The sequence below is a fragment of the Pseudomonas sp. PME37.24/025 genome, assembly GCF_055556615.1.
Genome location: NZ_JBVHNK010000001.1, coordinates 699,034 through 722,683 on the forward strand (window position 1 = coordinate 699,034; position 23,650 = coordinate 722,683).

22 protein-coding genes are annotated in these 23,650 nt (G+C 60.9%); 16 read left to right on the forward strand and 6 right to left on the reverse strand.

Annotated elements, in window-relative coordinates:
• Positions 1–114: 114 nt before the first annotated feature.
• Positions 115–1,812: an AMP-binding protein gene (locus tag ACZ3HH_RS03120; protein ID WP_465802696.1), complete on the reverse strand. Its 1,698-nt coding sequence runs from the start codon at positions 1,810–1,812 to the stop codon at positions 115–117.
• 317 nt (positions 1,813–2,129) lie between these two features.
• Here ACZ3HH_RS03120 and ACZ3HH_RS03125 point away from each other — a divergent pair, with 317 nt between their 5' ends.
• From ACZ3HH_RS03125 to ACZ3HH_RS03140, 4 genes are all read left to right on the forward strand, one after another.
• Positions 2,130–3,293, forward strand: a complete 1,164-nt coding sequence (locus tag ACZ3HH_RS03125) for an isovaleryl-CoA dehydrogenase (RefSeq protein ID WP_465802697.1) — start codon at positions 2,130–2,132, stop codon at positions 3,291–3,293.
• 12 nt (positions 3,294–3,305) lie between these two features.
• On the forward strand, positions 3,306–4,913 hold the full coding sequence (locus ACZ3HH_RS03130; protein WP_048396873.1) for a carboxyl transferase domain-containing protein: 1,608 nt from the start codon (positions 3,306–3,308) through the stop codon (positions 4,911–4,913).
• A gap of 115 nt (positions 4,914–5,028) precedes the next feature.
• Complete coding sequence (locus ACZ3HH_RS03135; RefSeq protein WP_123720329.1) at positions 5,029–5,844, forward strand: gamma-carboxygeranoyl-CoA hydratase; 816 nt, start codon at positions 5,029–5,031, stop codon at positions 5,842–5,844.
• Positions 5,844–7,799, forward strand: coding sequence for an acetyl/propionyl/methylcrotonyl-CoA carboxylase subunit alpha (locus tag ACZ3HH_RS03140; RefSeq protein WP_465802698.1), 1,956 nt, complete (start codon positions 5,844–5,846; stop codon positions 7,797–7,799). Before ACZ3HH_RS03135 ends, ACZ3HH_RS03140 begins: the two co-directional genes overlap by 1 nt.
• Before the next feature lie 39 nt (positions 7,800–7,838).
• Here the strand turns inward: ACZ3HH_RS03140 and ACZ3HH_RS03145 are convergent, their stop codons facing one another.
• Positions 7,839–8,504 carry a LexA family protein gene (locus ACZ3HH_RS03145; protein WP_465802699.1) on the reverse strand — a complete coding sequence of 222 codons (666 nt, stop codon included), beginning with the start codon at positions 8,502–8,504 and terminating at the stop codon, positions 7,839–7,841.
• Between the two features lie 129 nt (positions 8,505–8,633).
• Between ACZ3HH_RS03145 and ACZ3HH_RS03150 the strand changes: the two genes are divergently transcribed.
• Positions 8,634–8,975: a DUF6124 family protein gene (locus ACZ3HH_RS03150; protein WP_217857204.1), complete on the forward strand. Its 342-nt coding sequence runs from the start codon at positions 8,634–8,636 to the stop codon at positions 8,973–8,975.
• Positions 8,976–9,459: 484 nt separating this feature from the next.
• Positions 9,460–10,611 (forward strand): M14 family metallopeptidase, encoded by a 1,152-nt coding sequence (locus tag ACZ3HH_RS03155; RefSeq protein ID WP_465802700.1) that lies wholly within the window; start codon positions 9,460–9,462, stop codon positions 10,609–10,611.
• A 94-nt stretch (positions 10,612–10,705) separates the two neighbouring features.
• Here the strand turns inward: ACZ3HH_RS03155 and ACZ3HH_RS03160 are convergent, their stop codons facing one another.
• Positions 10,706–11,152: a winged helix-turn-helix transcriptional regulator gene (locus ACZ3HH_RS03160; protein ID WP_052967753.1), complete on the reverse strand. Its 447-nt coding sequence runs from the start codon at positions 11,150–11,152 to the stop codon at positions 10,706–10,708.
• A 96-nt stretch (positions 11,153–11,248) separates the two neighbouring features.
• Between ACZ3HH_RS03160 and ACZ3HH_RS03165 the strand changes: the two genes are divergently transcribed.
• Positions 11,249–12,475, forward strand: a complete 1,227-nt coding sequence (locus ACZ3HH_RS03165) for an MFS transporter (RefSeq protein WP_465802701.1) — start codon at positions 11,249–11,251, stop codon at positions 12,473–12,475.
• 100 nt (positions 12,476–12,575) lie between these two features.
• Here ACZ3HH_RS03165 and ACZ3HH_RS03170 read toward each other — a convergent pair whose 3' ends face one another.
• Together ACZ3HH_RS03170 and ACZ3HH_RS03175 are read right to left on the reverse strand one after the other, a co-directional pair.
• Entirely contained in the window at positions 12,576–13,121 is a 546-nt protein-coding gene (locus tag ACZ3HH_RS03170; protein WP_367374900.1) for a cytochrome b, read from the reverse strand.
• Positions 13,118–14,212, reverse strand: coding sequence for a catalase family peroxidase (locus ACZ3HH_RS03175; protein WP_465802702.1), 1,095 nt, complete (start codon positions 14,210–14,212; stop codon positions 13,118–13,120). The genes ACZ3HH_RS03170 and ACZ3HH_RS03175 overlap by 4 nt, the downstream gene beginning before the upstream one ends.
• A gap of 164 nt (positions 14,213–14,376) precedes the next feature.
• Between ACZ3HH_RS03175 and ACZ3HH_RS03180 the strand changes: the two genes are divergently transcribed.
• Together ACZ3HH_RS03180 and ACZ3HH_RS03185 are read left to right on the forward strand one after the other, a co-directional pair.
• The gene (locus ACZ3HH_RS03180) at positions 14,377–14,883 is read left to right on the forward strand and encodes an RNA polymerase sigma factor (RefSeq protein ID WP_465802738.1); all 507 of its coding nucleotides are present in this window, start codon (positions 14,377–14,379) and stop codon (positions 14,881–14,883) included.
• Positions 14,880–15,632, forward strand: a complete 753-nt coding sequence (locus ACZ3HH_RS03185; RefSeq protein ID WP_465802703.1) for an anti-sigma factor family protein — start codon at positions 14,880–14,882, stop codon at positions 15,630–15,632. Before ACZ3HH_RS03180 ends, ACZ3HH_RS03185 begins: the two co-directional genes overlap by 4 nt.
• A gap of 135 nt (positions 15,633–15,767) precedes the next feature.
• Here ACZ3HH_RS03185 and ACZ3HH_RS03190 read toward each other — a convergent pair whose 3' ends face one another.
• Complete coding sequence (locus ACZ3HH_RS03190) at positions 15,768–16,604, reverse strand: IclR family transcriptional regulator (protein ID WP_465802704.1); 837 nt, start codon at positions 16,602–16,604, stop codon at positions 15,768–15,770.
• Between the two features lie 244 nt (positions 16,605–16,848).
• Here ACZ3HH_RS03190 and ACZ3HH_RS03195 point away from each other — a divergent pair, with 244 nt between their 5' ends.
• From ACZ3HH_RS03195 to ACZ3HH_RS03225, 7 genes are all read left to right on the forward strand, one after another.
• Positions 16,849–17,874, forward strand: coding sequence for an ABC transporter ATP-binding protein (locus ACZ3HH_RS03195; RefSeq protein WP_465802705.1), 1,026 nt, complete (start codon positions 16,849–16,851; stop codon positions 17,872–17,874).
• Complete coding sequence (locus tag ACZ3HH_RS03200; protein ID WP_465802706.1) at positions 17,871–18,749, forward strand: ABC transporter permease; 879 nt, start codon at positions 17,871–17,873, stop codon at positions 18,747–18,749. The genes ACZ3HH_RS03195 and ACZ3HH_RS03200 overlap by 4 nt, the downstream gene beginning before the upstream one ends.
• A 6-nt stretch (positions 18,750–18,755) precedes the next feature.
• Positions 18,756–19,550, forward strand: a complete 795-nt coding sequence (locus tag ACZ3HH_RS03205) for an ABC transporter permease (RefSeq protein ID WP_007896923.1) — start codon at positions 18,756–18,758, stop codon at positions 19,548–19,550.
• A 7-nt stretch (positions 19,551–19,557) separates the two neighbouring features.
• On the forward strand, positions 19,558–19,848 hold the full coding sequence (locus ACZ3HH_RS03210; RefSeq protein WP_465802707.1) for a (2Fe-2S)-binding protein: 291 nt from the start codon (positions 19,558–19,560) through the stop codon (positions 19,846–19,848).
• A gap of 154 nt (positions 19,849–20,002) precedes the next feature.
• Positions 20,003–21,358, forward strand: coding sequence for an FAD/NAD(P)-dependent oxidoreductase (locus tag ACZ3HH_RS03215; RefSeq protein WP_465802708.1), 1,356 nt, complete (start codon positions 20,003–20,005; stop codon positions 21,356–21,358).
• Positions 21,355–22,470, forward strand: coding sequence for an NAD(P)/FAD-dependent oxidoreductase (locus ACZ3HH_RS03220; protein ID WP_465802709.1), 1,116 nt, complete (start codon positions 21,355–21,357; stop codon positions 22,468–22,470). The genes ACZ3HH_RS03215 and ACZ3HH_RS03220 overlap by 4 nt, the downstream gene beginning before the upstream one ends.
• A 17-nt stretch (positions 22,471–22,487) precedes the next feature.
• Positions 22,488–23,534: an ABC transporter substrate-binding protein gene (locus ACZ3HH_RS03225; protein WP_465802710.1), complete on the forward strand. Its 1,047-nt coding sequence runs from the start codon at positions 22,488–22,490 to the stop codon at positions 23,532–23,534.
• Positions 23,535–23,650: the final 116 nt, after the last annotated feature.

Below are 23,650 nucleotides of genomic sequence, written 5' to 3' on the forward strand. Positions count from 1 at the left end.
GGTTTCCACGTCTCCTGTGGGAGCGGGCTTGCCCGCGATGAGGCCGGAACATTCAACATTGATGTCGACTGGTCTGACGCCATCGCGGGCAAGCCCGCTCCCACAGGGATTGGGTTACCGTTCGTTTACCTTGAGCTCCTCAATGCTGATCTCGCGCATCCGAAACTTCTGAATCTTCCCCGTCACCGTCATCGGAAACTCCTCGACGAACCTGAAGTAACGCGGCGTCTTGAAGTGCGCGATGCGCTCCTTGCACCAGGCTTGCAGCTCCTGCTCGGTGGCGCTGTGGTCGGGGTGAAATTTGATCCAGGCGACGATCTCTTCGCCGTAGCGGAAGCAAGGAATGCCGATCACCTGCACGTCGGCGATCGCCGGGTGGGTGAAGAAGAACTCTTCCAACTCCCTTGGATAAACATTCTCACCGCCGCGGATGATCATGTCCTTGTTACGCCCGGCGATGCACACGTAGCCTTCGTCGTTCATGCTCGCCAGATCGCCAGTGTGCATCCAGCCCGCCTCATCGATAGCCTCGGCGGTGCCTTGCGGGTTATTCCAGTAGCCGAGCATCACGCTGTAGCCCCGAGTACACAGCTCGCCGATGGTGCCGCGTGGCACCAGGTTGCCCGCCTCGTCGATGATTTTGCTTTCCAGTTGCGGCTGGGTGCGGCCGACGGTGGTGACGCGCAGTTCCAGTTCGTCTGACGGACCGGTCTGCAAAGACACGGGGCTGGTTTCCGTCATGCCGTAGGCAATTTGCACTTCGCTCATGTGCATTTCGCTGATAACCCGGCGCATTACCTCGATCGGGCAGGTCGCCCCGGCCATGATCCCGGTGCGCAGGCTCGACAAATCAAACTCGGCGCGCGTGGGCTGATCGAGCATGGCGATGAACATGGTCGGCACGCCGTAAAGCGCGGTGGCTTTTTCTTCGGCGACGGTGCTCAGCGTTAGCAAGGGATCGAAGGCGTCGTTGGGGTAAATCATGGTGCTGGCGTGGGTGACGCAGCCAAGATTACCCATGACCATGCCGAAGCAGTGATACAGCGGCACCGGAATCACCAGCCGATCATTGGCCGTCAGCCCGAGGCTTTCGCCGACCATGTAACCGTTGTTGAGAATGTTGTAGTGACTGAGGGTCGCGCCCTTGGGGAATCCGGTGGTGCCGGAGGTGTATTGGATGTTTACCGCTTGGTCGAAATGCAGGCTGTCCTGGCGTTCGCGCAATTGCTCGGCCGACACGCTGGCCACCAGATCAGTCAGCTGCGACCACGGCAGGAAACCCGACGGCGGCTGCGCATCCAGGCTGATCACCCCGCGCAGTTCCGGCAGACGTTCGCTCTGCAACTGGCCGATGGATTGCTCCGCCAGTTCCGGTACCAGTCCTTGCAACATGCCGTGATAGTCGGAGGTCTTGAAGGCGCCGGCACAGACCAGCCATTGGCACCCGGACTGCTTCAACACGTATTCGAGTTCGGAGCTGCGGTAAGCCGGATTGATATTGACCAGAATCACGCCGATTTTCGCGCTGGCGAACTGGCTGATGCACCACTGGGCACAATTCGGCGCCCAGATACCGAGCCGGTCACCGGCCTGCAAGCCCAACGCCAACAATGCTCTGGCGTGCACGTCGACGGCCTCTGACAGCTGCTGCCAGGTGTAGCGCAGCTGTTGATGACGCACGACCAACGCCTCCCCGTTCGGGTATTGCGCGACCGTGTTATCGAACGCCTGACCGATGGTCATCGCCAGCAAGGCTTTGTCCTGGGAACCACGGGTATAGCTGCGCTGCGGGCTTGCACTGGGTTGATCCATGATGACCCCTATTGTCTTTATTGTAGGAGCGAGGCTTGTGTGGCGAGGGAGCTTGCTCCCGCTCGGCTGCGCAGCAGTCGTGAAATCAGCAATCAGGTGCTGCCTGCCACACCTCGGTTGCTGATTTTGCGACCGCTTCGCGCTCGAGCGGGAGCAAGCTCCCTCGCCACAGTCTTTCAGAACTGGCTCTACTCTCGCTCAAGTTGACGTTAACGTAAAGGGTGATTGACAGCCATTCGTCACAGGCTTACGTTAACGTAAAGGTGAGAGCCGAATCACTGCCCTCCCCACCCTACAAAAAAGCCAAAAGGTGCCCCATGAGCTACCCATCCCTGAACTTTGCCCTCGGTGAAACCATCGACATGCTGCGCGATCAGGTTCAGTCCTTCGTCACCAAAGAGATCGCCCCGCGCGCTGCTCAGATCGACATCGACAACCTGTTCCCGGCCGACCTGTGGCGCAAATTCGGCGACATGGGCCTGCTGGGTATCACCGTGCCGGAAGAGTACGGTGGTGCTGGTCTGGGTTACCTGGCGCACGTCGTCGCCATGGAAGAAATCAGCCGTGGTTCGGCCTCGGTCGCCCTGTCCTACGGCGCCCACTCCAACCTCTGCGTCAACCAGATCAACCGCAATGGCACTCACGAACAAAAAAGCAAATACCTGCCAAAACTGATCAGCGGCGAGCACATCGGTGCCTTGGCCATGAGCGAACCGAATGCCGGTTCCGACGTGGTCTCGATGAAACTGCGCGCCGACAAACGCGGCGATCACTACGTACTCAACGGCAGCAAAACCTGGATCACCAACGGCCCCGACGCCAACACCTACGTGATCTACGCCAAGACCGACCTGGAAAAAGGCCCGCACGGCATCACCGCATTCATCGTCGAGCGCGACTGGAAAGGCTTCAGCCGCAGCAGCAAGTTCGACAAGCTCGGCATGCGCGGTTCGAACACCTGCGAGCTGTTTTTCGATGACGTCGAAGTCCCGGAAGAGAACATCCTCGGCGTGCTCAACGGCGGCGTGAAAGTGCTGATGAGCGGCCTCGATTACGAGCGCGTGGTGCTCTCGGGCGGCCCGACCGGGATCATGCAGGCCTGCATGGACCTGATCGTTCCGTACATCCACGACCGCAAACAGTTCGGCCAAAGCATCGGCGAATTCCAGCTGATCCAGGGCAAAGTCGCCGACATGTACACCCAACTCAATGCCAGCCGCGCCTACCTTTATGCAGTGGCCCAGGCCTGCGAGCGCGGCGAAACCGCGCGCAAGGACGCCGCCGGAGTCATCCTCTACAGCGCCGAATGCGCGACCCGAATGGCCCTCGACGCGATCCAGATTCTCGGCGGTAACGGCTACATCAACGAATTCCCGGCCGGTCGTCTGCTGCGTGACGCCAAGCTGTACGAAATCGGCGCCGGCACCAGTGAGATCCGTCGCATGCTCATCGGTCGCGAACTGTTCAACGAAACCCGCTAAACGGAGCTGCACATGGCTATCCTGCATACCCAGCTCAATCCCCGTTCAGCGGAGTTTGCGGCTAACAGCGCGGCGATGCTCAAACAGGTCGACGCTCTGCACACCCTGCTCGCGCAAGTACAGCAAGGTGGCGGCCCGAAGGCTCAAGAGCGCCACACATCGCGAGGCAAACTGTTGCCGCGTGAACGGATCAATCGCCTGCTCGATCCGGGCTCGCCGTTTCTGGAAATAAGCCAACTGGCAGCCTACGCGGTGTATGGCGAAGACGTTCCCGCCGCTGGCGTGATTGCCGGAATCGGCCGGGTGGAAGGCGTCGAATGCATGATCGTCGCCAACGATGCCACCGTGAAAGGCGGCTCGTACTACCCGCTGACCGTGAAAAAACACCTGCGCGCACAGACCATCGCCCAGCAAAATCGCCTGCCTTGCATCTATCTGGTGGACTCCGGCGGCGCCAACTTGCCGCGTCAGGATGAAGTGTTCCCGGACCGCGAACACTTCGGGCGGATCTTCTTCAACCAGGCCAACATGAGCGCCATGGGCATTCCGCAAATTGCGGTGGTCATGGGCTCGTGCACCGCCGGTGGCGCTTATGTACCAGCGATGGCCGATGAGGCAATCATGGTCCGTCAACAGGCGACGATTTTCCTCGCCGGCCCACCGCTGGTGAAAGCCGCGACGGGTGAAGTGGTCAGCGCCGAAGACCTCGGCGGGGCCGATGTGCACTGCAAGATTTCCGGCGTCGCCGACCACTATGCCGAGAGCGATGAACACGCCCTGGCATTGGCCCGGCGCAGCGTCGCCAACCTCAATTGGCGCAAGCTCGGTGAACTGCAACAACGCACACCGATCGCGCCGCTGTACAGCAGCGACGAGTTGTACGGCGTGGTGTCGGCGGATGCCAAGCAACCGTTCGACGTGCGCGAAGTGATCGCGCGCCTGGTGGACGGCTCGGTGTTCGATGAGTTCAAGGCATTGTTCGGCACGACATTGGTGTGCGGCTTTGCCCACCTGCACGGGTACCCGATCGCGATCCTCGCCAACAACGGCATCCTCTTCGCCGAAGCCGCACAGAAAGGCGCGCACTTCATCGAACTGGCCTGCCAGCGCGGCATTCCATTGCTGTTCCTGCAAAACATCACCGGTTTCATGGTCGGCCAGAAATACGAGGCCGGCGGCATCGCCAAGCACGGCGCGAAACTGGTGACCGCCGTGGCGTGTGCCAAGGTGCCGAAATTCACCGTGATCATCGGCGGCAGCTTCGGCGCCGGTAACTACGGCATGTGCGGTCGGGCTTACGATCCACGCTTCCTGTGGATGTGGCCGAACGCGCGGATCGGCGTGATGGGTGCCGAACAGGCGGCGGGCGTGCTGGTGCAGGTCAAGCGCGAGCAGGCCGAGCGCGGTGGTCATGGTTTCAGCGCCGAGCAGGAAGCCGAGATCAAGCAACCGATCCTCGATCAATACGAAGAACAGGGGCATCCCTATTATTCCAGCGCTCGACTGTGGGACGACGGTGTCATCGACCCGGCGCAAACCCGCGACGTGCTGGCCCTGGCCTTGTCGGCGTCGCTGAACGCGCCAATCGAACCGAGCCGCTTCGGCGTGTTCCGGATGTGATTTTTTGTGAGAGCGGGCTTGCTCGCGAAGGATTCACCGCGGTTTACCTGATGCACCGCGTTATCGTTCTTCGCGAGCAAGCCCGCTCCCACAAGAGTTGTGGAGACGGATGAATATGAGCGACTTCAACACCCTCGAACTGCTGAGCGATCCAAGGGGCTTTGCGACCTTGTGGCTCAGCCGTGAAGAAAAGAACAACGCCTTCAACGCCGAAATGATCCGCGAACTGATCCTCGCGCTGGACAAAGTGTCGAGCGATGCCAGTCTGCGTTTTCTGCTGATCCGCGGTCGCGGCAAGCATTTCAGCGCCGGCGCCGATCTGGCCTGGATGCAGCAATCGGCCGAACTCGATTACCACACCAACCTCGACGACGCCCGGGAACTGGCGGAGTTGATGTACAACCTCGCCAAGCTGAAAATCCCGACCGTGGCGGTGGTGCAAGGCGCGGCCTATGGCGGCGCGTTGGGCCTGATCAGTTGCTGTGACATGGCCATCGGCGCCGATGACGCGCAGTTCTGTCTGTCGGAAGTGCGCATCGGCCTGGCTCCGGCGGTCATCAGCCCGTTCGTGGTGCAAGCCATCGGCGAGCGCGCGGCACGGCGCTATGCCTTGACCGCCGAACGTTTCGGCGGGCAACGGGCTCGGGAAATCGGCCTGTTGTCGGAGAGCTACCCGATGGCTGAACTGGAGCAGAAAGTCGATCAGTGGATCGACAACCTGCTGCTCAACAGCCCGGCGGCCATGCGCGCCAGCAAGGATTTGCTGCGTGAAGTCGGCCATGGCGCGCTGACCCCGGCGCTGCGGCGCTACACCGAAAACGCCATCGCCCGAATCCGCGTCAGTCCCGAAGGTCAGGAAGGCCTGCGCGCCTTCCTGCAAAAACGTCCGCCGAACTGGCAAGCCGAAACCACCCTCAAGGAGCCGCGTTGATGAGCGCACCTGTTCTCACCACCCTGTTGGTGGCCAACCGCGGCGAAATCGCTTGCCGAGTGATGCGCACCGCCAAGGCTCTGGGCCTGACCACCGTGGCCGTGCACAGCGCCACCGACCGTGATGCCCGGCACAGCCGCGAAGCAGATATACGCGTCGACCTAGGCGGCAGCAAAGCCGCCGACAGTTACCTGCAAATCGACAAACTGATCGCTGCGGCGAAAGCCAGTGGCGCTCAGGCGATTCATCCCGGCTATGGTTTTCTCTCGGAAAACGCCGGGTTCGCCCGCGCGATCGAAGCGGCCGGCCTGATCTTCCTCGGCCCGCCCGCCTCAGCCATTGACGCCATGGGCAGCAAGTCCGCGGCCAAAGCCTTGATGGAAACCGCCGGCGTGCCACTGGTGCCCGGCTATCACGGCGAAGCCCAGGACCTCGACACATTCCGCGACGCCTGCGAACGCATCGGTTATCCGGTGCTGCTCAAGGCCACGGCGGGTGGCGGCGGTAAAGGCATGAAAGTGGTCGAGGAGGTCAGCCAACTGGCCGAAGCGCTGGCCTCGGCACAACGTGAAGCGCTGTCGTCGTTCGGCGACTCGCGGATGTTGGTGGAGAAGTACCTGCTCAAGCCACGCCACGTGGAAATCCAGGTATTCGCCGACCAGCATGGCAATTGTCTGTACCTCAATGAACGTGATTGCTCGATCCAGCGCCGGCATCAGAAAGTCGTCGAAGAAGCCCCGGCTCCGGGTCTGAGCCCGGAACTGCGTCGGGCCATGGGCGAAGCCGCCGTGCGCTCGGCACAGGCCATCGGTTACGTCGGTGCCGGCACCGTGGAGTTTTTGCTGGATGCGCGCGGTGAGTTCTTCTTCATGGAGATGAACACGCGCCTGCAAGTCGAGCACCCGGTCACCGAAGCCATCACCGGCCTCGACCTGGTGGCCTGGCAGATTCGCGTGGCTCGCGGTGAAGCGCTGCCGATGACTCAAGACCAGGTGCCGCTGATCGGCCATGCGATCGAAGTGCGGCTGTACGCCGAAGACCCGGGCCATGATTTCCTGCCGGCCACCGGACGTCTGGCGTTGTACCGCGAGTCTGCCGAAGGACCGGGGCGTCGCGTGGACAGTGGCGTTGAAGAAGGCGATGAGATTTCGCCGTTCTACGACCCAATGCTCGGCAAGCTGATTGCCTGGGGCGAAGACCGTGAACAGGCGCGGCTGCGTTTGCTGAGCATGTTTGATGAGTTTGCCATTGGCGGACTGAAGACCAACATCAACTTCCTGCGCCGAATCATCGGCCACCCGGCGTTTGCCGCGGCCGAACTGGATACCGGGTTCATTCCGCGTTATCAGGAACAACTGCTGCCAGCACCTTCAGACCTCAGCGATGAATTCTGGCAAGCGGCCGCGCAGGCATTCGCCCAGAGTCAGCCGAGCACGACCCGCGCCGATGACCTGAGTTCGCCTTGGGGTATCGGCAACGGATTCCGTGCCGGACTACCGACAGAAATCACCCTGCATTTGAGTTGCGAAGGGCAAGACCGGGCGCTGACCCTGGGCGATGCCGACGCGCATACCGCACAGCTCAAGGGTGAATACCTGCTGACCGAACACAACGGCTTGCGCCGCCAGCATCGGGCAATCCGCCGTGGCAATACGCTGTATCTGCAATGGGACGGTGAGCTGCGCCGCATCGAGTCGTATGACCCGATCAGTGCCGTCGAAGCCAGTCACAGCCATCAGGGCGGACTCACCGCGCCCATGAACGGCAGCATCGTGCGAGTGCTGGTGGAGGCCGGGCAAACGGTCGAAGCCGGGGCGCAATTGGTGGTACTGGAAGCGATGAAAATGGAGCACAGCATTCGCGCGCCCCACGCTGGGATTATCAAGGCGTTGTATTGCCAGGAAGGCGAGATGGTCAGCGAAGGCAGTGCTTTGGTGGAGTTGGAACACGCGTGAAATGAAGATCGGTCCTACGCCTTGCGAGGACCGATCTGATTAGAATTTGGCAGTCGCCTGAACCACCACACCGATGATTCGGCATTCTTCGGTGTAAAGGGCTTTCGGATAGGTCGGATTGAGCGGGACCAGGTAACGCTGCCCGCCCTCTTCGATCAGTTTGCGAAAAACCGCCTCGGCGCTGCCGGGCCATTGGGCGATCACCAGTTTGCCAGGCTCCGGCACGATGGCCGGGTCCACCAGAATCAACATGTCCGCAGCAATGCTCACACCCGAGGGTGCGGTCATCGCATCGCCGACCACCACCAGCCAGAACGCCGCGCCCTGTGCGTGGTAATCGGACAGCTCGAAGCGCGGCTTGCTGACAGCCGATGAAGCGCCGTAGGTCAATAACTCCCCGTCGCGCACCTCCCCGGTTTCCCGCCAGTCACTGACCGGGTAGCGAAAGTACGGGTTGTACTTCTGCGTCAGAGAGATCTCTTCATCCTGTGAGATCTGCGGTTCCCTGATCACCATCGCGACTTCCAGATAGTCCATTCCCAGCGCCTGCAAGACACGGTTCATCTCTTGGATGCCGGGTTGACGACGTTTATTCAGCCAATGGCCGACGCCGCCCTGGGACATTCCGATGCGCTCGGCGAGTATCTCTTGAGTGACTTTGAGTTCACTCATTTTGGCCTTGACCAATTCAATCCATTTATCCATGTGCGGCACGATACGTGGGGTACTCCGACCAACAAAACACAAATTGTAGTATTTAAATTCAAGACACAAATACAGTACGTACTAAGCTGAGCTCCCGGATTTGAATCTATCACGGAGCTTGCCATCGTCATGACTATCCCCAGCATTACCCTGCCCGACACGCAATTCGACACTACGCTCAACTCGCCAAAAGGCTCTGCTGCCGCACAGCGGGCACTGGACTATTACTTGAAACCAGCTGTGTCAGAAGAGGCCGGCGAAGAACGTTTCTTCGATGTGAACCGTAACATCAGCAGCGAAGAAGCACTGGTCCATGCTTCGGATCTGTTGCGATGTGCCGCCGCTACCGCGCATGAATCAGCCAACCAGTTGCAGGGCGCAAGCCGGGATCTGGCGTTTTCGACGGTGCACATGATCGACATGGCCAAGGCGATGGTCGACCGGTCCCTGGAGGGCAATCAGAACGATTGAGGAGGAAGCGTTCAGGAGGTGGACAGGAAAAATTTTCCAATCGAACAGATAAAAACATTTGACTTGCAAATGGTAATGATTATTATTGCACGCATCTGGTCGCGAGATCAGTCGATGGCCCAAGGGACCTTAGGTCGGTCTCCTGGACTATCTCCTCATCAGGCTAATCACGGTTTTTGACCCGGCTTTTTGCCGGGTCTTTTTTTTGCCAGTTATTCTGGCTTTTGCTTCAGGCTAATGAAGTCTGTGGGTGCTGCGAATTCGATTGGCGCGGATGATATCAAAAGAATATCTGCTGGCAAGAGAGGCCCGGCAGCGTTGGGCCAAACTAACGAAAATAGCACTTGAGAATCACTCGTGCAGTCTCTAAGCTGCATCGGCGTCAAGGAGGACGCCCCCCCTTTTTATCCCCGCAATTTCCCCCGGTTTCTCCCTCCCTTGCGTGTAAAGTAGCAGCCATAAAAATCATATTCAGGAACCGATTATGGCCGTGGGTAAATCTTCTTTCGACATCAGTGCAAACTTCGACAGCGGCAACATCGAAGTGCTGGACATCAGCAATCCTTTGCAAGCGTTGCTGGCGATCAAGCCAGACACCCGCAGCCAGCACTTCCAGTGGTTCCACTTCAAGGCCAGCGGTCTGCACGTCGGTCAAGATCATTGGTTTCGTCTGAACAACGCCAGTAAATCCTCGTACAACAAGGCTTGGGATGGCTATCAGGCGGTGGCGTCCTATGACCATGTCAATTGGTTCCGGGTGCCGACCATTTTCGAAGGCGACTGCCTGCGTTTCAGCCTCGAAGCCACTGCCACCCATGCCTGGTTCGCCTATTTCGAACCTTACAGCCGTGGCCGCCATGACTGGCTGATCGAACAGGCCCTGACCAAGGCCGGCACCGAGCTGCTGGCCACCGGCAAGAGCGTTGAAGGTCGCGACATTCAGTTGTTACGCAAGGGTACCGGTGCCGAAGGTCAGCGCAAGGTCTGGATCATCGCCCAGCAACACCCCGGCGAACACATGGCTGAATGGTTCATGGAAGGCATGATCGAGCGCCTGGAAAAACACGACGACCCGGTGCTGAAAAAACTCCTGGCCAGTGCCGACCTGTACCTGGTGCCGAACATGAACCCGGATGGCGCCTTCCACGGTCATTTGCGCACCAACGCCATGGGCCAGGACCTGAATCGTGCGTGGCAGAGCGCCAGCCAGGAAGTCAGCCCGGAAGTGCTGTTCGTTCAGCAGCAGATGGAAAAGTATGGCGTCGACCTGTTCCTCGACATCCATGGCGATGAAGAAATCCCCCACGTGTTCACCGCCGGTTGCGAAGGCAACCCGGGCTATACGTCGCGGATCGAAAAACTCGAAGCGCATTTTCGCGATCATCTGAAACATCAGACCAAAGACTTCCAGACCAAACACGGATACACCCGCGACGAGCCTGGCAAAGCCAACATGACCCTGGCCTGCAACAGCGTCGGTCAGAAGTTCGACTGCCTGTCGCTGACCCTGGAAATGCCCTTCAAAGACCACAACGACGCACCGAACCCAATGACCGGCTGGTCCGGAAAACGCTCGAAGCAGTTGGGCAAGGATGTGCTGACGACCATCGCCGAGATGGTCGATACCTTGCGTTGATTATTTAAGATCAAAAGATCGCAGGCTTCGCCAGCTCCTACAGGGTTTTGAGTACGCCTGTAGGAGCTGCCAAAGGTTGCGATCTTTTGATGTTTCACTCGGCAGCAATTCGCACACAATCCTCCGGCCCCAACAAACGCCCATCTTCGGCACGCAGCTCCAGCGGCCGCACCGGTCGACCGTTCTCACGATCGACAACCCGCGAATGTGCCTCCCCCGCCTCAAAGAAAAACGCCTCGCCCCACTGCCGTAACCCGATGATCAACGGGAACAGGCCCTTGCCCTTCTCCGTCAGCACGTATTCCTGATACGCACTGCCGTCCGACGCTGGCACCAGATCGAAAATCCCGTGAGCCACCAACGTACGCAGGCGTGCCGAGAGAATATTTTTGGCCATGCCCAGATTGCGCTGGAACTCACCGAATCGCCGCAGGCCATCGAACGCATCGCGCACGATCAATAACGACCACCAATCACCAATCGCGTCCAGTGAACGGGCGACCGGGCATTCGGCGCCTTCCATGCTTGTACGTTTAACCATGACCGCGTCCGCTGGCAACCAATGTGGTTGCAATATAAAACCAGACTCCCTACCGTACAACTGGTTTTATTTTGAAACCACACAAGGAAGCCTGCGATGAAACGTGACCATCCGTTAAGCGGCGCAGTGGTGCTGCTATTTGCCGTCACCTGCGGCCTGGCCGTCGGCAATGTGTATTACGCACAGCCGCTGCTCGATGCCATGGCCGAAGCCTTCGCCATAGACCCGGCAACCATCGGTATCGTCATCACACTTACCCAGATCGGTTATGGCGTGGGTCTGTTGTTGCTGGTTCCGCTAGGGGATTTGCTCAACCGTCGCCGGCTGATCGTCGTGCAAACCCTGCTGTCGGCCTCGGCTTTGTTGATGATCGCGTTAGCGTCGAACAGCACCTGGCTGTTGCTCGGTATGGCGCTGACCGGATTACTGGCGGTCGTGACGCAAGTCCTGGTGGCCTACGCCGCGACCCTGGCCATCCCGGCGCAACGTGGACGAGTGGTGGGCGTGATCACCAGCGGCATTGTCGTCGGCATTCTGTTGGCACGAACGGTGGCGGGCGGCATGGCCGATCTGGCCGGTTGGCGTTCGATTTATCTGTTGTCCGCCGGGTTGACCCTGGTGATGGCGCTGCTGTTGTTTCGTGTGCTGCCCAAGCACGAAGAGGCGCGACCGGATAGCGCTTACGGTGCGTTGATCGGCTCGGTATTCACGTTGTTCATGGAAGAACCGATATTGCGTCAACGGGCCATGCTCGCCCTGCTGACCTTCGCCAGCGCCATGGTGCTGTGGACACCCTTGGTGTTGCCGCTGAGTGCCCCGCCGCTTTCACTTTCCCACACCGAAATCGGGCTGTTCGGCCTGGCCGGTGCCGCCGGTGCGCTGGCCGCCGCTCGCGCAGGGCATCTGGCTGATCGCGGTCTGGGGCAATGGACCAGTGGACTGTCGTTGCTGCTGATGCTCGTCTCATGGCTGCCCATCGCACTCACTCAATCCTCGTTATGGGCGCTGCTGCTCGGGGTGATTACGCTGGACCTGGGTTTGCAAGCCGTTCACGTTACCAGCCAGAGCATGATCTACAGCGTGCGCCCCGAAGCGCAAAGCCGACTCACCGCTGGCTACATGCTGTTCTATTCGATCGGCAGCGCCTTGGGTTCTATCGGTTCGACGGCGATGTACGCCTGGGCGGGATGGATTGGGGTGTGCTGGCTGGGTGCGGGGATCAATGCCGTGGCATTGATTTATTGGTGGCGAACGCTCGCCACCAAAACACCCAACACCTGTGGCGAGGGAGCTTGCTCCCGCTCGGCTGCGCAGCAGTCGTAAATCGATCAGACGCAGGAGTGTCTGACTAACTGCATTTGGGGCTGCTTCGCAGCCCGACGGGAGCAAGCTCCCTCGCCACAATGCCGTGCCAGCCTCCTGATCAGCCGCGATCCTTACCCCGCAGCATGCTGTTCAGCACATCATCCCGGCGCACCCAGCCGTGAAACAATGCCGCCGCCAAATGCAGCAGCACAGTCAGAAACAACAGATACGCCAGATACCCATGCGCCTTGCGCAGGAACGCAAACACCTGCGCATTCGCCGGCAGGATTGATGGCAACTGCAACGAACTACTGAGCATCACCGGATCGCCAGCCGCCGAAATCATTGCCCAGCCCAGCAGCGGCAAAATCAGCATCAAGGCGTACAGCAAAACATGCGAAGCCTTGGCTGCGAACGCTTGCCAACCCGGCAGGTCCGCCGGCAGCGGTGGTTGCCGAGTCGAAAAACGCACGGCCAGGCGCACGATCACCAGCAACAGAATCGCAACGCCCAAAGGTTTGTGCAGGTGGATCAGCCACTCATGACGCTCGGACACCGAGGCCACCATGCCCGCGCCGATAAACAGCATCGAGATGATCATCAGTGCCATCAGCCAGTGCAGCAGCCGCGCCAATGGTGCGAAATGGTTCGGTTGAGCGCTCATTGTCGGGACTCCTGTTTGGCGTTGGGCAACTGCTTCACTTCGCTGGCGCGGCGCAGGTAGGAACGGGCGTAACCCGCTGAGCGAGCGGCAAGTAGCGGGTCGTCGGAGCCTTCGATACCGCTGGGCAACACCAGCGGGTCGTAGTTGATGTCACGGCACTCGCCATTGAGTTGCGGCTGAGTGCTTTCGAGCACCAGCGTGCCGGCGTTCAGCACTTTTCGACCCTCAGGCCAGGCCTTGCTCGCGTCGTTGACCGAGTCCCCGGGGTTCGCCAGGGTGATGTTCAACTGCCAACGCAACGGTTCGGCGGACAAGCGCTGTACCAGATCTTTCTCGAGAAAATCACCGCCCTCGGGGGCCGTTGCACCTGCTGCGTCCTGAGCCACAGGCGTCATGCTCCAACGCACCGCTTGCCGCTGACCGGCCGCGTTCACCAGGTAAAACGCGTTGACACTGTTATAGGTTTCCGTCGCGTAACTGGCCGACGGTTTGGCGGTCTTGACCCACGTCAGAAACGGCACGGCTTCGGGGTGCGCCGCAAAGAACGCTGGCACAGCCGCCGGGTTCGGTTTGCCGGTAGCCGGATCCGGTGACTGCGCTTGTTGCAACTGATAGAACGCCTCGGGCGTGCCCACCGGGAACACCGGCATACTGTTCATCCCGGTGCGCCATTGCTGGCCGTTGGCCTGGGTGAAACGCAACGCCAGGCTGCGGATCGGCACGCTGTTGTCCGGCGCGTAAGGATTGCCGGCAGGCAGCGCGAAACGCCCGACCACCGGGGTCCGCGCTTCACTGAACACTTGGGCGCTGGAGTACTCGCGCGCCTGGCTACTGCTCTCGAAATGCCCGATCACGCACACGCCTTTGGCGTGATTGCGACGAAACCCGGGATGCACGCCGTTGTTTTTTTCCAGCACATTGATCAACGCGTTCGGCGTCAGACGCTGTGGGTCAAGTGTGCCGTTGACGTAGGCAAAAGCCCCGGCCAGCGCGGCGACCACCACGGCAATGCCGGTCAGGCGCAACGTCAGGCTCGCGGCACTCAGCGGTGGCCGGCCTGGCCCCGTTGGCGGTGATGAGCGATCTACCATGAATGACTCCAGGGCCATCGGCCACAAGTGAGAAGAATCAGGCAGACGCACCCCATCAGGGTTTATTCCATCGCCCGGTGTTTATTTTTCCAGGCGTGGAATAACCTCGAATGCCGGGCGTCTTCCTGAACACTCACCACAGCGTAGTGACTGGTCCGAACTTCATGAACGATATCGACGAACAACTCAGGGAAATCATTCCCAGGCTGCGGCGTTTCGCCGTATCGCTGACGCGCAACCCCAGCAGCGCCGATGATCTGGTGCAGGCCTGCCTTGAGCGCGCGCTGTCGAGTTGGGGCGACAAACGTCCCGAGGGCGACTTGCGTGCCTGGCTGTTTTCGATTCTTTATCGGCAGTTTCTCGACGCCCACCGCCGCTCCCGGCGTTATGCGCGGATGCTCGAATTCTTTACCGGCCGTGATGATGCGCAGCCTTCGGCAGAACGCACGGTGATCGCCCAATCGACCCTGCAAGCCTTCGATCAGCTCAGCACCGAACAGCGTGCGCTGCTGCTCTGGGTGTCGGTGGAAGGCTTGAGTTATAAGGAGGTCGCCGAGATTCTCGACGTCCCCATCGGCACCGTGATGTCGCGCCTGTCCCGCGCACGCCAGGCCTTGCGCCAGCTCAGCGACGGCGAAATCACCCACCCTTCCCTGCGGAGACTCAAATGATCAGCATGCCTCCCAGCGAGCGTGACCTGCACGCCTACGTCGATCACCAACTCAGCGATGCCGATCGACATTTGGTGGAAACTTATCTGGCCAACAACGCCGAAGTGGCCGCGCAAGTACGCGCCTGGCAGCACGATGCCCAACAACTGCGCGCGGAATTGAGCGGCGCCTTGCAGCAACCGGCTAACCCGCAACTCGACCCGGCAATGATCCGCCAGCGAGTCAAACGCCAGTCTCGCCGCCATCTGGCCAGTGCCGCGGTGTTGCTGATCGCGGTCAGCGTCGGCGGTTTGAGCGGTTGGCAGGCACGGGAAATGACCCTGGTCAGCGCCCCTCTGCCGATGACCGATGCGATGCAGGCCTACCGGCTGATTGCCCAGCAAGGCATCCTGCCGGCGGACTACAAAGTCAGCGATGACGGCGATATGCAGGGCTGGCTCGATCGGTATTTCAGCCAGGCCCATCGTCTGCCGAACCTGACCGCTTCCGGATACAAACCCATCAGCGGGCGGCTGCTCAGCACCGAACAAGGGCCGGCGGCGATGGTGGTATACGAGGACCTGAGCGGGCATAAAGTCAGCTTCTACGTCCGTCCACCCGGGCCGAAAAACACTCTGCTGCCTCGCGGTAGTCGCAGCGACGGTGAGTTGCAGGCCGAGTACTGGTCGGGGGCCGGGTACAACTATGCGATGGTCAGCCCGAGTGATACCCCGGCGGCGCAGATGCTCAAACAAACTGCGCAGTTCTGATCACCACCGCCAATCCCTGTGGGAGCGGGCTTGCCCGCGATTGCGGCCGCACATCCGACACTGATGGTGACTGACACACCGCTATCGCGGGCAAGCCCGCTCCCACAGGGGTTAGCGATTATTGGGAGATTGCATTCACCCCTGCCCGAAGACTTGCGAAGGCCTTCGCAACAGCGGATCGAACGGATTGATCCGCGGCCCGATCAGCGCGGCTTCACGCTTGAGCATCTCCACCACTGTCGGCAAGCGATCCGGCCCCAGGCGATCGCTGACCGTGGCGACACTCAGCGCCGCCACCGCCCGGCCTTCGCGGTCGAGGATCGGCACCGCCACCCCAGCCATGCCTTGCAATACGCCGGTGTTGCGCCCGGCGTAACCGAGGGTGCGCACATTCTCGACTTCCGAGCGCAGGAACACTTCGTCGTACAGATGAAAATCCTTGAGCCGCGGCAGGTTGTAATGAATCACCGTGTCGCGCTCCTCTTCCGGCAGAAATGCCAGAATCGCCAGGCTGCCCTGCCCCACACCAAGCGCCACCCGCCCGCCGATATCACCGGTAAACGTGCGGATCGGAAACGGCCCTTCACTGCGATCCAGACAGATCGCATCGAAGCCGCTGCGTGCCAGTAAAAACAATGAATCCCCCAACGATGCCGACAGCCGCAGCAACGCCGGCCGCGCCAGTTCGCGCAAGTTGCCGGTGTTGCCGGCGCGGGCTGCCAAGGCAAAAAACTCCAGGCTCAGGCGATAGCGCTTGCTGCGTGCATCCTGCTCGACCATGCCCTCGTCCATCAGGCTGCGCAGCAAGCGGTGGGTGGTCGGTTGCGACAAACCAATGCGCTGCGCCAGTTGCGTCACGCGTTCTCCGCCCTCGACGGTATCCCCCAGACTGCGCAGCACCGCAAATAGTCTTGAGACGGCACCGACGCCGACTTCATTTTTGTTTTCATTCCGCTCAGTGGAATCATGCATGTTATTTCTCGACAATAAATTTACTCACTGAATGAAATTGAAAATAGTCATCGCTCCAGTGAAATAGGCCATTGAGCCCATCCTATTCTTCGTCCTACTCTGCGTCCATCAGGGGCGATTCGAACAACAGCGGCAGCCGACAGAAGTCGAGCGCCAACGCACCCCGGCAACATCCTTCTCGTATCTGCCCATACAAAAAAGCGCGCCTTTGGCGACGCATAACAATCTCAGGTGGAGCGCAGTCATGGCCTTTGTGCAACTTGAAAACCTCGGCAAACGTTATGGTGAGATCGACGCGGTCGTCGCCACCAATCTGTCGGTGGAAAAAGGCGAGTTCGTTTCCTTGCTCGGCCCCTCCGGCTGCGGCAAAACCACCACCCTGCAAATGATCGCCGGCTTCGTCGAAGTCAGCAGCGGGTGCATTGTGCTGGACGGTCGCGACATCACCCACGCCAAACCCGCCAGTCGCGGTCTGGGCGTGGTGTTCCAGAGTTACGCGTTGTTCCCGCACATGACCGTGCAAGACAACGTCGCCTTCGGCCTGCGCATGCGCAAAGTGCCCAACGGCGAGTTGCAGCAACGGGTGGATCGGGTGCTGAAACTGGTGCGGCTGAACCAACACGCCGAGCGTTATCCACGGGAATTGTCAGGTGGTCAGCGCCAACGCGTTGCGCTGGCCCGGGCGTTGGTGATCGAGCCGCCGGTGTTGCTGCTCGACGAACCGCTGTCCAACCTCGACGCCAATCTACGTGAAGAGATGCAGTTCGAAATCCGCCGCATCCAGCGCGAAGTCGGGATCACCACGTTGATGGTCACCCATGATCAGTCCGAAGCGCTGTCGATCAGCGACCGGGTGGTGGTGATGCAGGCCGGACGTATCACTCAGATCGACGCGCCCTACACCCTCTACGAACACCCGCGCACCGAGTTCATTTCTGGCTTCGTCGGCAAGGCCAATCTGCTGCCCGGCGAGCGGGATAGCGCGGGTGTTATACAGGTCTGCGGTCGTGGTAACGGCGAAATGACCCTGAGCCTGCGCCCAGAAAAAATCGACTTGCTGGATAAAGGCCTGGGTCGTCTGCAAGGCAAGATCGTCAGCCGCTTTTTCCTCGGCAGCCAATGGCTGTACGGCGTATCGACATCGTTGGGCGAACTCAGCGTGGTGCGCCGCAACGACGGTTCGGCCCCCTTGATTGAAGGCACGGCGGTCGGCCTCGATTGGGATGCAACATTGCTGCGGGTGCTGAGTGTCGACGAGGTGTCGGCATGAGTACGCTTGCCGCAATCCGCCAAGGACATCAGGGACGTCAGGGCTATTGGTTATCCGCACCGGCCCTGGCGTTGTACTTCAGTCTGCTGGTGATCCCGCTGCTGCTGACGCTGATCCTGTCGTTCAACGTCTTCGACTACAGCTCGGGGATCAACAGCGACGCCTATACCCTCGATCACTACAGCAGCCTGCTGGGCGATCCGTATTTCTACGAGATCTTTCTGAGGACGTTTTGGATCAGCGCCCTGACCACCCTGCTCTGCGTGGTGATCGGCGTGCCCGAGGCCTACATCCTCAGCCGCATGGGTGCGCCGTGGCGGTCGATCTTCCTGATTTTGATCCTCACGCCGTTGCTGATTTCGGTGGTGGTGCGCGCCTTCGGCTGGAGCCTGTTGCTGGGTGCCGACGGCCTGGTCAACCAGACGCTGCAAGCCTTCGGTGGCTCGCCGATGAAGCTGCTTTATACGCCGTTCGCGGTAGTGATCGCGCTGGTTCACGTGATGCTGCCGTTCATGATCATTCCGGTCTGGACCTCGCTGCAAAAACTCGACCCCGCCGCCGAACAAGCCGCGCTGTCGCTGGGCGCCAGCCACCTCACGGTGATGCGCAAAGTGGTGCTGCCGCAAATCATGCCCGGCGTGCTGTCCGGCACCTTGATCGTGTTCGGCCTCGCGGCGAGTTCCTTCGCCATTCCCGGACTACTCGGCGGACGCCGGATAAAGATGGTCGCCACGCTGATCTACGACCAGTACCTGTCGGAACTCAACTGGCCGATGGGCGCGGCCATCGCCGTCGCGCTGCTGTTGCTCAACCTGCTGATCATGCTGTCGTGGAACCGGATGATCGAAGGCCGCTACAAGAAGTCATTGGGATAATTCGTCATGTCCAGAAACGGTCCTTTCGCCCTGCTGTTTCATACCCTGGTGGTGCTGTTCATGCTCGCGCCGCTGGTGGTGGTGTGCCTCGTCGCCTTCACTCCGGAAAACACCCTGAGCCTGCCGACCACGGAGTTTTCCCTGCGCTGGTTCCGCGCAGTGTTCGAGCGTGCGGACTTTGTCGATGCGTTCTACAACAGCCTGATCCTGGCGTTCTGCGCCGCCACCCTGGCGACGCTGATTGCGGTGCCGGCAGCCTTGGCAATCACGCGCTTCGAATTCCCCGGACGGGACTTTTTCAACGGGCTGTTCCTGTCGCCGATCATCATTCCGCATCTGGTGCTGGGCGTCGCGTTGCTGCGGTTGTTTGCGCTGATGGGCGTCAACGGTAGTTTCGCCTGGCTGATTTTTGCCCATGTGTTGGTGATCACACCGTATGTGCTGCGTCTGGTATTGGCCTCGGCCATCGGCCTGGACCGCAGCGCCGAACATGCCGCGCAGTCCCTGGGCGCCGGGCGCTTCACGCTGTTCCGGCAAATCACCCTGCCGATGATTTTGCCGGGTGTCGCCGGAGGCTGGCTGCTGGCGTTCATCAACAGTTTCGATGAGGTCACCTTATCGATCTTCGTCACCTCGCCGGCCACGCAAACGCTGCCGGTGCGCATGTACGTGTACGCCACCGAATCCATCGATCCGATGATGGCGGCGGTGTCGGCCCTGGTGATCGCGCTGACCGCGCTGACGATGATTCTGCTTGATCGGGTTTACGGCCTGGATCGGGTTCTGGTGGGTAAACAATGAGGGCGCCATGGCTTTGCTGAAACGACTGGCCGAAGGCGACCGCCCGGCACTGGACTTTACCCTCGACGGCGTGCCTGCCAGCGGCCTGCTCGGTGACACCTTGCTGACGGCGGTGTTGACCTGCAGCGAACACCTGCGCGGCAGCGACTTCAGCGCCGAACCTCGGGCCGGTTTCTGCCTGATGGGCGCCTGCCAGGACTGCTGGGTACGCCTGGGCGATGGCCGCCGGGTGCGCGCCTGCTCAACGCTGCTTGAAGCCGGACAGCACATCAACCGCGAACCGGGGCGATCGGTATGAATACCCAATCTACCTGCACAAACCGGATTCCCTGTGGGAGCGGGCTTGCTCGCGAAAGCGGACTGTCTGCCACCACCGATGTTGAATGTTCCGCCGTCATCGCGGGCAAGCCCGCTCCCACAGGATTGGGGCGTCGATCACCTATGGGGTGGGTATGAAGTCTGTAGTCGTCATCGGCGCAGGCCCCGCTGGAATCCGTGCGGCGCAAACCCTCGTTGCCCACGACGTGCGCCCTGTCCTGCTGGACGAAGCCGCACGCGGTGGCGGGCAGATTTATCGGCGTCAGCCGGCGAATTTCAAGCGTTCGGCGGTCAAGTTGTATGGCTTCGAAGCACGCAAAGCCAAGGCACTGCATCAGACAATCGACGAACTGCGCGAGCAACTCGATTACCGTCCCGACACGCTGGTGTGGAACGCCGAGACTGGTGCGCTCGACACCTTGCATGAGGGCCGCGCGGCACGGGTGGAGTTCTCGCGCGTGATCGTCGCCACGGGCGCCACCGACCGGATCCTGCCCGTGCCAGGCTGGACGTTGCCGGGGGTCTACAGCCTCGGCGCGGCGCAGATTGCCTTGAAGTTTCAAGGCTGTGCCATTGGTGAACGCATGGTGTTCGCCGGCAGCGGGCCGTTGTTGTATCTGGTGGCGTACCAATACGCCAAGGCCGGCGCCAACGTGATCGCCGTGCTCGATAGTTCGCCCTTCAGCGCTCAGGCCCGCGCCCTGCCCGGCCTGCTGTCGCAACCCTCCACGCTGGCCAAAGGCATTTATTACCGCGCCTGGCTGACCGCCCACGGCATCCCGGTACATCAGGGCGCCACCTTGAAACGTATCGATGGCGAACAGCGCGTGCAATCGATCAACTGGCATAACGCAGCAAGCGAACATCGAATCGAATGCGACGCCGTAGCCTTCGCCCACGGCCTACGCAGTGAAACCCAACTCGCTGACCTGCTGGGCTGCGAATTCACCTGGAATCCGCTCAACCGCGCCTGGCTGCCGCAGCGCGACAGCGCTGGTCGCTGCAGTGTTGCCGAGGTGTACCTGGCCGGTGACGGCGCCGGCATCATGGGCGCCGACGCAGCGGAAATGGCCGGTGAACGGGCAGCCCTGGCGCTGCTCGAAGACATCGGCTACCTGATCCCGCCACAGCGGGCCACCCAACTGGAACAGTCGCTTCAAACTATCGGCAGATTCCGCCAGGGCCTTGAGCGCGCCTTTATCTTTCCCGAAAACTGGGCCACCGGCACCACGGATGACCTGATGATCTGCCGCTGCGAAGAGGTGCGCGCCGGCGACATCCGCCAGGTTGTGCGCGAAGGCCATTGGGAGATCAACCGGGTCAAGGCCCATTGCCGGGTCGGCATGGGTCGCTGCCAAGGACGGATGTGTGGCGCCGCCGCAGCGGAAATCATTGCCTGCGAAAGCCAGCGCAACCTGTCCGACATCGGCCGGTTGCGGGCTCAGGCGCCGATCAAACCCCTGCCGTTCGGTCTGGAGGTCGAGCCATGATCGAGGTCGATGCAATCATCATTGGCGGCGGCATTGTCGGCGCCTCGGCCGCTCTGTTTCTGAGCAAGGCCGGGCGTCGCGTCGCGTTGCTGGAGCGGGACTTTTGCGGTTCACACTCCAGCGGCGTGAACTACGGCGGCGTGCGGCGTCAGGGCCGGCCGCTGTCGCAATTGCCACTGTCGCAACGGGCTCACGAGATCTGGGGGCAACTGCCGCAGTTGATCGGCATCAACGGCGAGTACCAGCGCAGCGGTCACCTGAAACTCGCCCGCAGTCTCAATGATCTGCACGCCTTGCAGGATTACGCCGCCAGCAGCCAGGGGTTCGGCCTCGATTTGCAGGTACTCGACCGCAATGAGTTGCGCGCACGATTTCCGTGGGTCGGAGAGGTCGCGGTCGGTGCCTCGTTGTGCCCGGACGACGGCCACGCCAACCCGCGACTGGTGTCTCCGGCCTTCGCGCAGGCGGCGCGTCGGCACGGTGCGCAGATCCATGAACAATGCGCAGTGACGGCGGTGGAGCATGACGGTCAGCGCTTTCGCGTCAGCACTCAATCCGGCCACGAACTGCACGCTCCCTGGCTACTGAATTGCGCCGGCGCCTGGGCCGGAAAGCTCGCCGCACAATTCGGCGAAGCGGTGCCAATGCACGCCGGTCACCCGGCAATGCTGGTCACCGAACCGTTGCCGCTGGTGATGAATGCCAGCACCGGCGTTGAGGGCGGCGGCATCTATGCCCGTCAGGTCGCTCGCGGTAATTGTGTGTTGGGCGGCGGTCAGGGCTTTGCCCTCGATAACGCCCGCGCCCGGCCTGGGCAAAACGCAGTCATCGAGATCCTGCGTCAGGCCGTCGAGCTCTACCCGTTTCTTGAAGGCGCTCAGGCGATTCGCACCTGGAGCGGCACCGAAGGTTATCTGCCCGATCGCCAACCGGTGATCGGCCACAGCAGCACTCAACCCGGTCTGTTGCACGCGTTCGGCTTTGCCGGCGCGGGCTTTCAGATCGGGCCTGCGGTGGGCCAGGCGCTCACCGAGATCATCTGTAGCGGCGCGTCAAAGATGCCGCTGGATGCGTTTTCCATCACCCGGTTTCACTCCATCTCCGTAGCTTGATAGAGGAAGGTCGCGCCATGAATCATTTCAAACGCAGTGCACTGCTCGGTTTTTCTTGCTTGGGCGCCCTGCTCACGGTCAACCAGGCCCAGGCCGAACCGACGCTTTACCTGGGCATGAACGGCGGAACCATGGAGCGGCTCTACGCCGACAAGGTGCTGCCGGCTTTCGAGAAAGCCAATAACGTCAACGTGGTGATCGTGCCGGGAACCTCCGCCGATATTCTGGCCAAGGTCCAGGCCAGCAAAGGCAACCCGCAGATGCACGTGATGTTCCTCGACGACGGCATCATGTACCGCGCCATCGCCATGGGTTTGTGCGACAAACTCGAAGACAGTCCGCCCCTGGCGCAGATTCCGGCCAAGGGCCGCATCAAGGATCAAGCCGTGGCGGTCAGCCTTGGGGTGACCGGGCTGGCGTACAACACGCGGCTGTTCAAGGAAAAAGGCTGGAGCGCGCCGACCTCATGGATGGACATGGCCGACCCGCGTTTCAAGGACAAACTGGTGTTCCAGTCGATGGCGTCTTCGACCTTCGGTCTGCACGGTTTCCTGATGTTCAACCGGATTCAGGGCGGCAGCGAAACCGACGTCGAACCGGGGTTCAAGGCCTGGCCGAACACTGTCGGGCGCAACGTGCTGGAGTACATTCCGAGTTCAGCGAAGATTTCCGAAATGCTCCAGACCGACGAAGCGGCGCTGTTCCCGCTGACGCCGACCCAGGTCACCGCGCTGAAACTCAAGGGCATGCCGGTGGAATATGCACAGCCGAAGGAAGGCTCCGTGGTACTCAACGTCGCCGAATGCGCCATCGCCAACAACACCCAACCGGAACTTGCGCAGAAACTCGCCGCTTTCCTGCTGACGCCCGAAGCACAAGCGGCCGCGCTTGAAGACGGCGATCAGATTCCATCCAACCCGAATACGCCAACCACCGACAAGACCCGCGGTCAGGTCGAGGCGATGAAGCAGTATCTGACGACCGCGATCGCCATCGACTGGGATCGGGTCAACGAACAGCGTCCGGCGTGGAATGCCCGGTGGAATCGCAGTATCGAGCGCTAACCTCGAAGATCAAAAAATTGCCTGTGGCGAGAGGGCTTTTGTGGCGAGGGAGCTTGCTCCCGTTGGGCTGCGAAGCGGCCCCAAAAAAGGAACTGCTGCGCAGTTCAACGGGAGCA

Excerpts from the sequence above, each read along its gene's own strand:
- ACZ3HH_RS03140 (WP_465802698.1), top strand. The coding sequence starts at position 5,844 with ATGAGCGCACCTGTTCTCACCACCCTGTTGGTGGCCAACCGCGGCGAA.
- ACZ3HH_RS03205 (WP_007896923.1), top strand. The coding sequence starts at position 18,756 with ATGTCCAGAAACGGTCCTTTCGCCCTGCTGTTTCATACCCTGGTGGTG.
- ACZ3HH_RS03170 (WP_367374900.1), bottom strand. The coding sequence starts at position 13,121 with ATGAGCGCTCAACCGAACCATTTCGCACCATTGGCGCGGCTGCTGCAC.
- ACZ3HH_RS03225 (WP_465802710.1), top strand. The coding sequence starts at position 22,488 with ATGAATCATTTCAAACGCAGTGCACTGCTCGGTTTTTCTTGCTTGGGC.
- ACZ3HH_RS03125 (WP_465802697.1), top strand. The coding sequence starts at position 2,130 with ATGAGCTACCCATCCCTGAACTTTGCCCTCGGTGAAACCATCGACATG.
- ACZ3HH_RS03215 (WP_465802708.1), top strand. The coding sequence starts at position 20,003 with ATGAAGTCTGTAGTCGTCATCGGCGCAGGCCCCGCTGGAATCCGTGCG.
- ACZ3HH_RS03130 (WP_048396873.1), top strand. The coding sequence starts at position 3,306 with ATGGCTATCCTGCATACCCAGCTCAATCCCCGTTCAGCGGAGTTTGCG.
- ACZ3HH_RS03135 (WP_123720329.1), top strand. The coding sequence starts at position 5,029 with ATGAGCGACTTCAACACCCTCGAACTGCTGAGCGATCCAAGGGGCTTT.
- ACZ3HH_RS03120 (WP_465802696.1), bottom strand. The coding sequence starts at position 1,812 with ATGGATCAACCCAGTGCAAGCCCGCAGCGCAGCTATACCCGTGGTTCC.
- ACZ3HH_RS03200 (WP_465802706.1), top strand. The coding sequence starts at position 17,871 with ATGAGTACGCTTGCCGCAATCCGCCAAGGACATCAGGGACGTCAGGGC.
- ACZ3HH_RS03160 (WP_052967753.1), bottom strand. The coding sequence starts at position 11,152 with ATGGTTAAACGTACAAGCATGGAAGGCGCCGAATGCCCGGTCGCCCGT.
- ACZ3HH_RS03155 (WP_465802700.1), top strand. The coding sequence starts at position 9,460 with ATGGCCGTGGGTAAATCTTCTTTCGACATCAGTGCAAACTTCGACAGC.
- ACZ3HH_RS03195 (WP_465802705.1), top strand. The coding sequence starts at position 16,849 with ATGGCCTTTGTGCAACTTGAAAACCTCGGCAAACGTTATGGTGAGATC.
- ACZ3HH_RS03180 (WP_465802738.1), top strand. The coding sequence starts at position 14,377 with ATGAACGATATCGACGAACAACTCAGGGAAATCATTCCCAGGCTGCGG.
- ACZ3HH_RS03185 (WP_465802703.1), top strand. The coding sequence starts at position 14,880 with ATGATCAGCATGCCTCCCAGCGAGCGTGACCTGCACGCCTACGTCGAT.
- ACZ3HH_RS03220 (WP_465802709.1), top strand. The coding sequence starts at position 21,355 with ATGATCGAGGTCGATGCAATCATCATTGGCGGCGGCATTGTCGGCGCC.
- ACZ3HH_RS03150 (WP_217857204.1), top strand. The coding sequence starts at position 8,634 with ATGACTATCCCCAGCATTACCCTGCCCGACACGCAATTCGACACTACG.
- ACZ3HH_RS03145 (WP_465802699.1), bottom strand. The coding sequence starts at position 8,504 with ATGGATAAATGGATTGAATTGGTCAAGGCCAAAATGAGTGAACTCAAA.
- ACZ3HH_RS03165 (WP_465802701.1), top strand. The coding sequence starts at position 11,249 with ATGAAACGTGACCATCCGTTAAGCGGCGCAGTGGTGCTGCTATTTGCC.
- ACZ3HH_RS03210 (WP_465802707.1), top strand. The coding sequence starts at position 19,558 with ATGGCTTTGCTGAAACGACTGGCCGAAGGCGACCGCCCGGCACTGGAC.
- ACZ3HH_RS03190 (WP_465802704.1), bottom strand. The coding sequence starts at position 16,604 with ATGCATGATTCCACTGAGCGGAATGAAAACAAAAATGAAGTCGGCGTC.
- ACZ3HH_RS03175 (WP_465802702.1), bottom strand. The coding sequence starts at position 14,212 with ATGGTAGATCGCTCATCACCGCCAACGGGGCCAGGCCGGCCACCGCTG.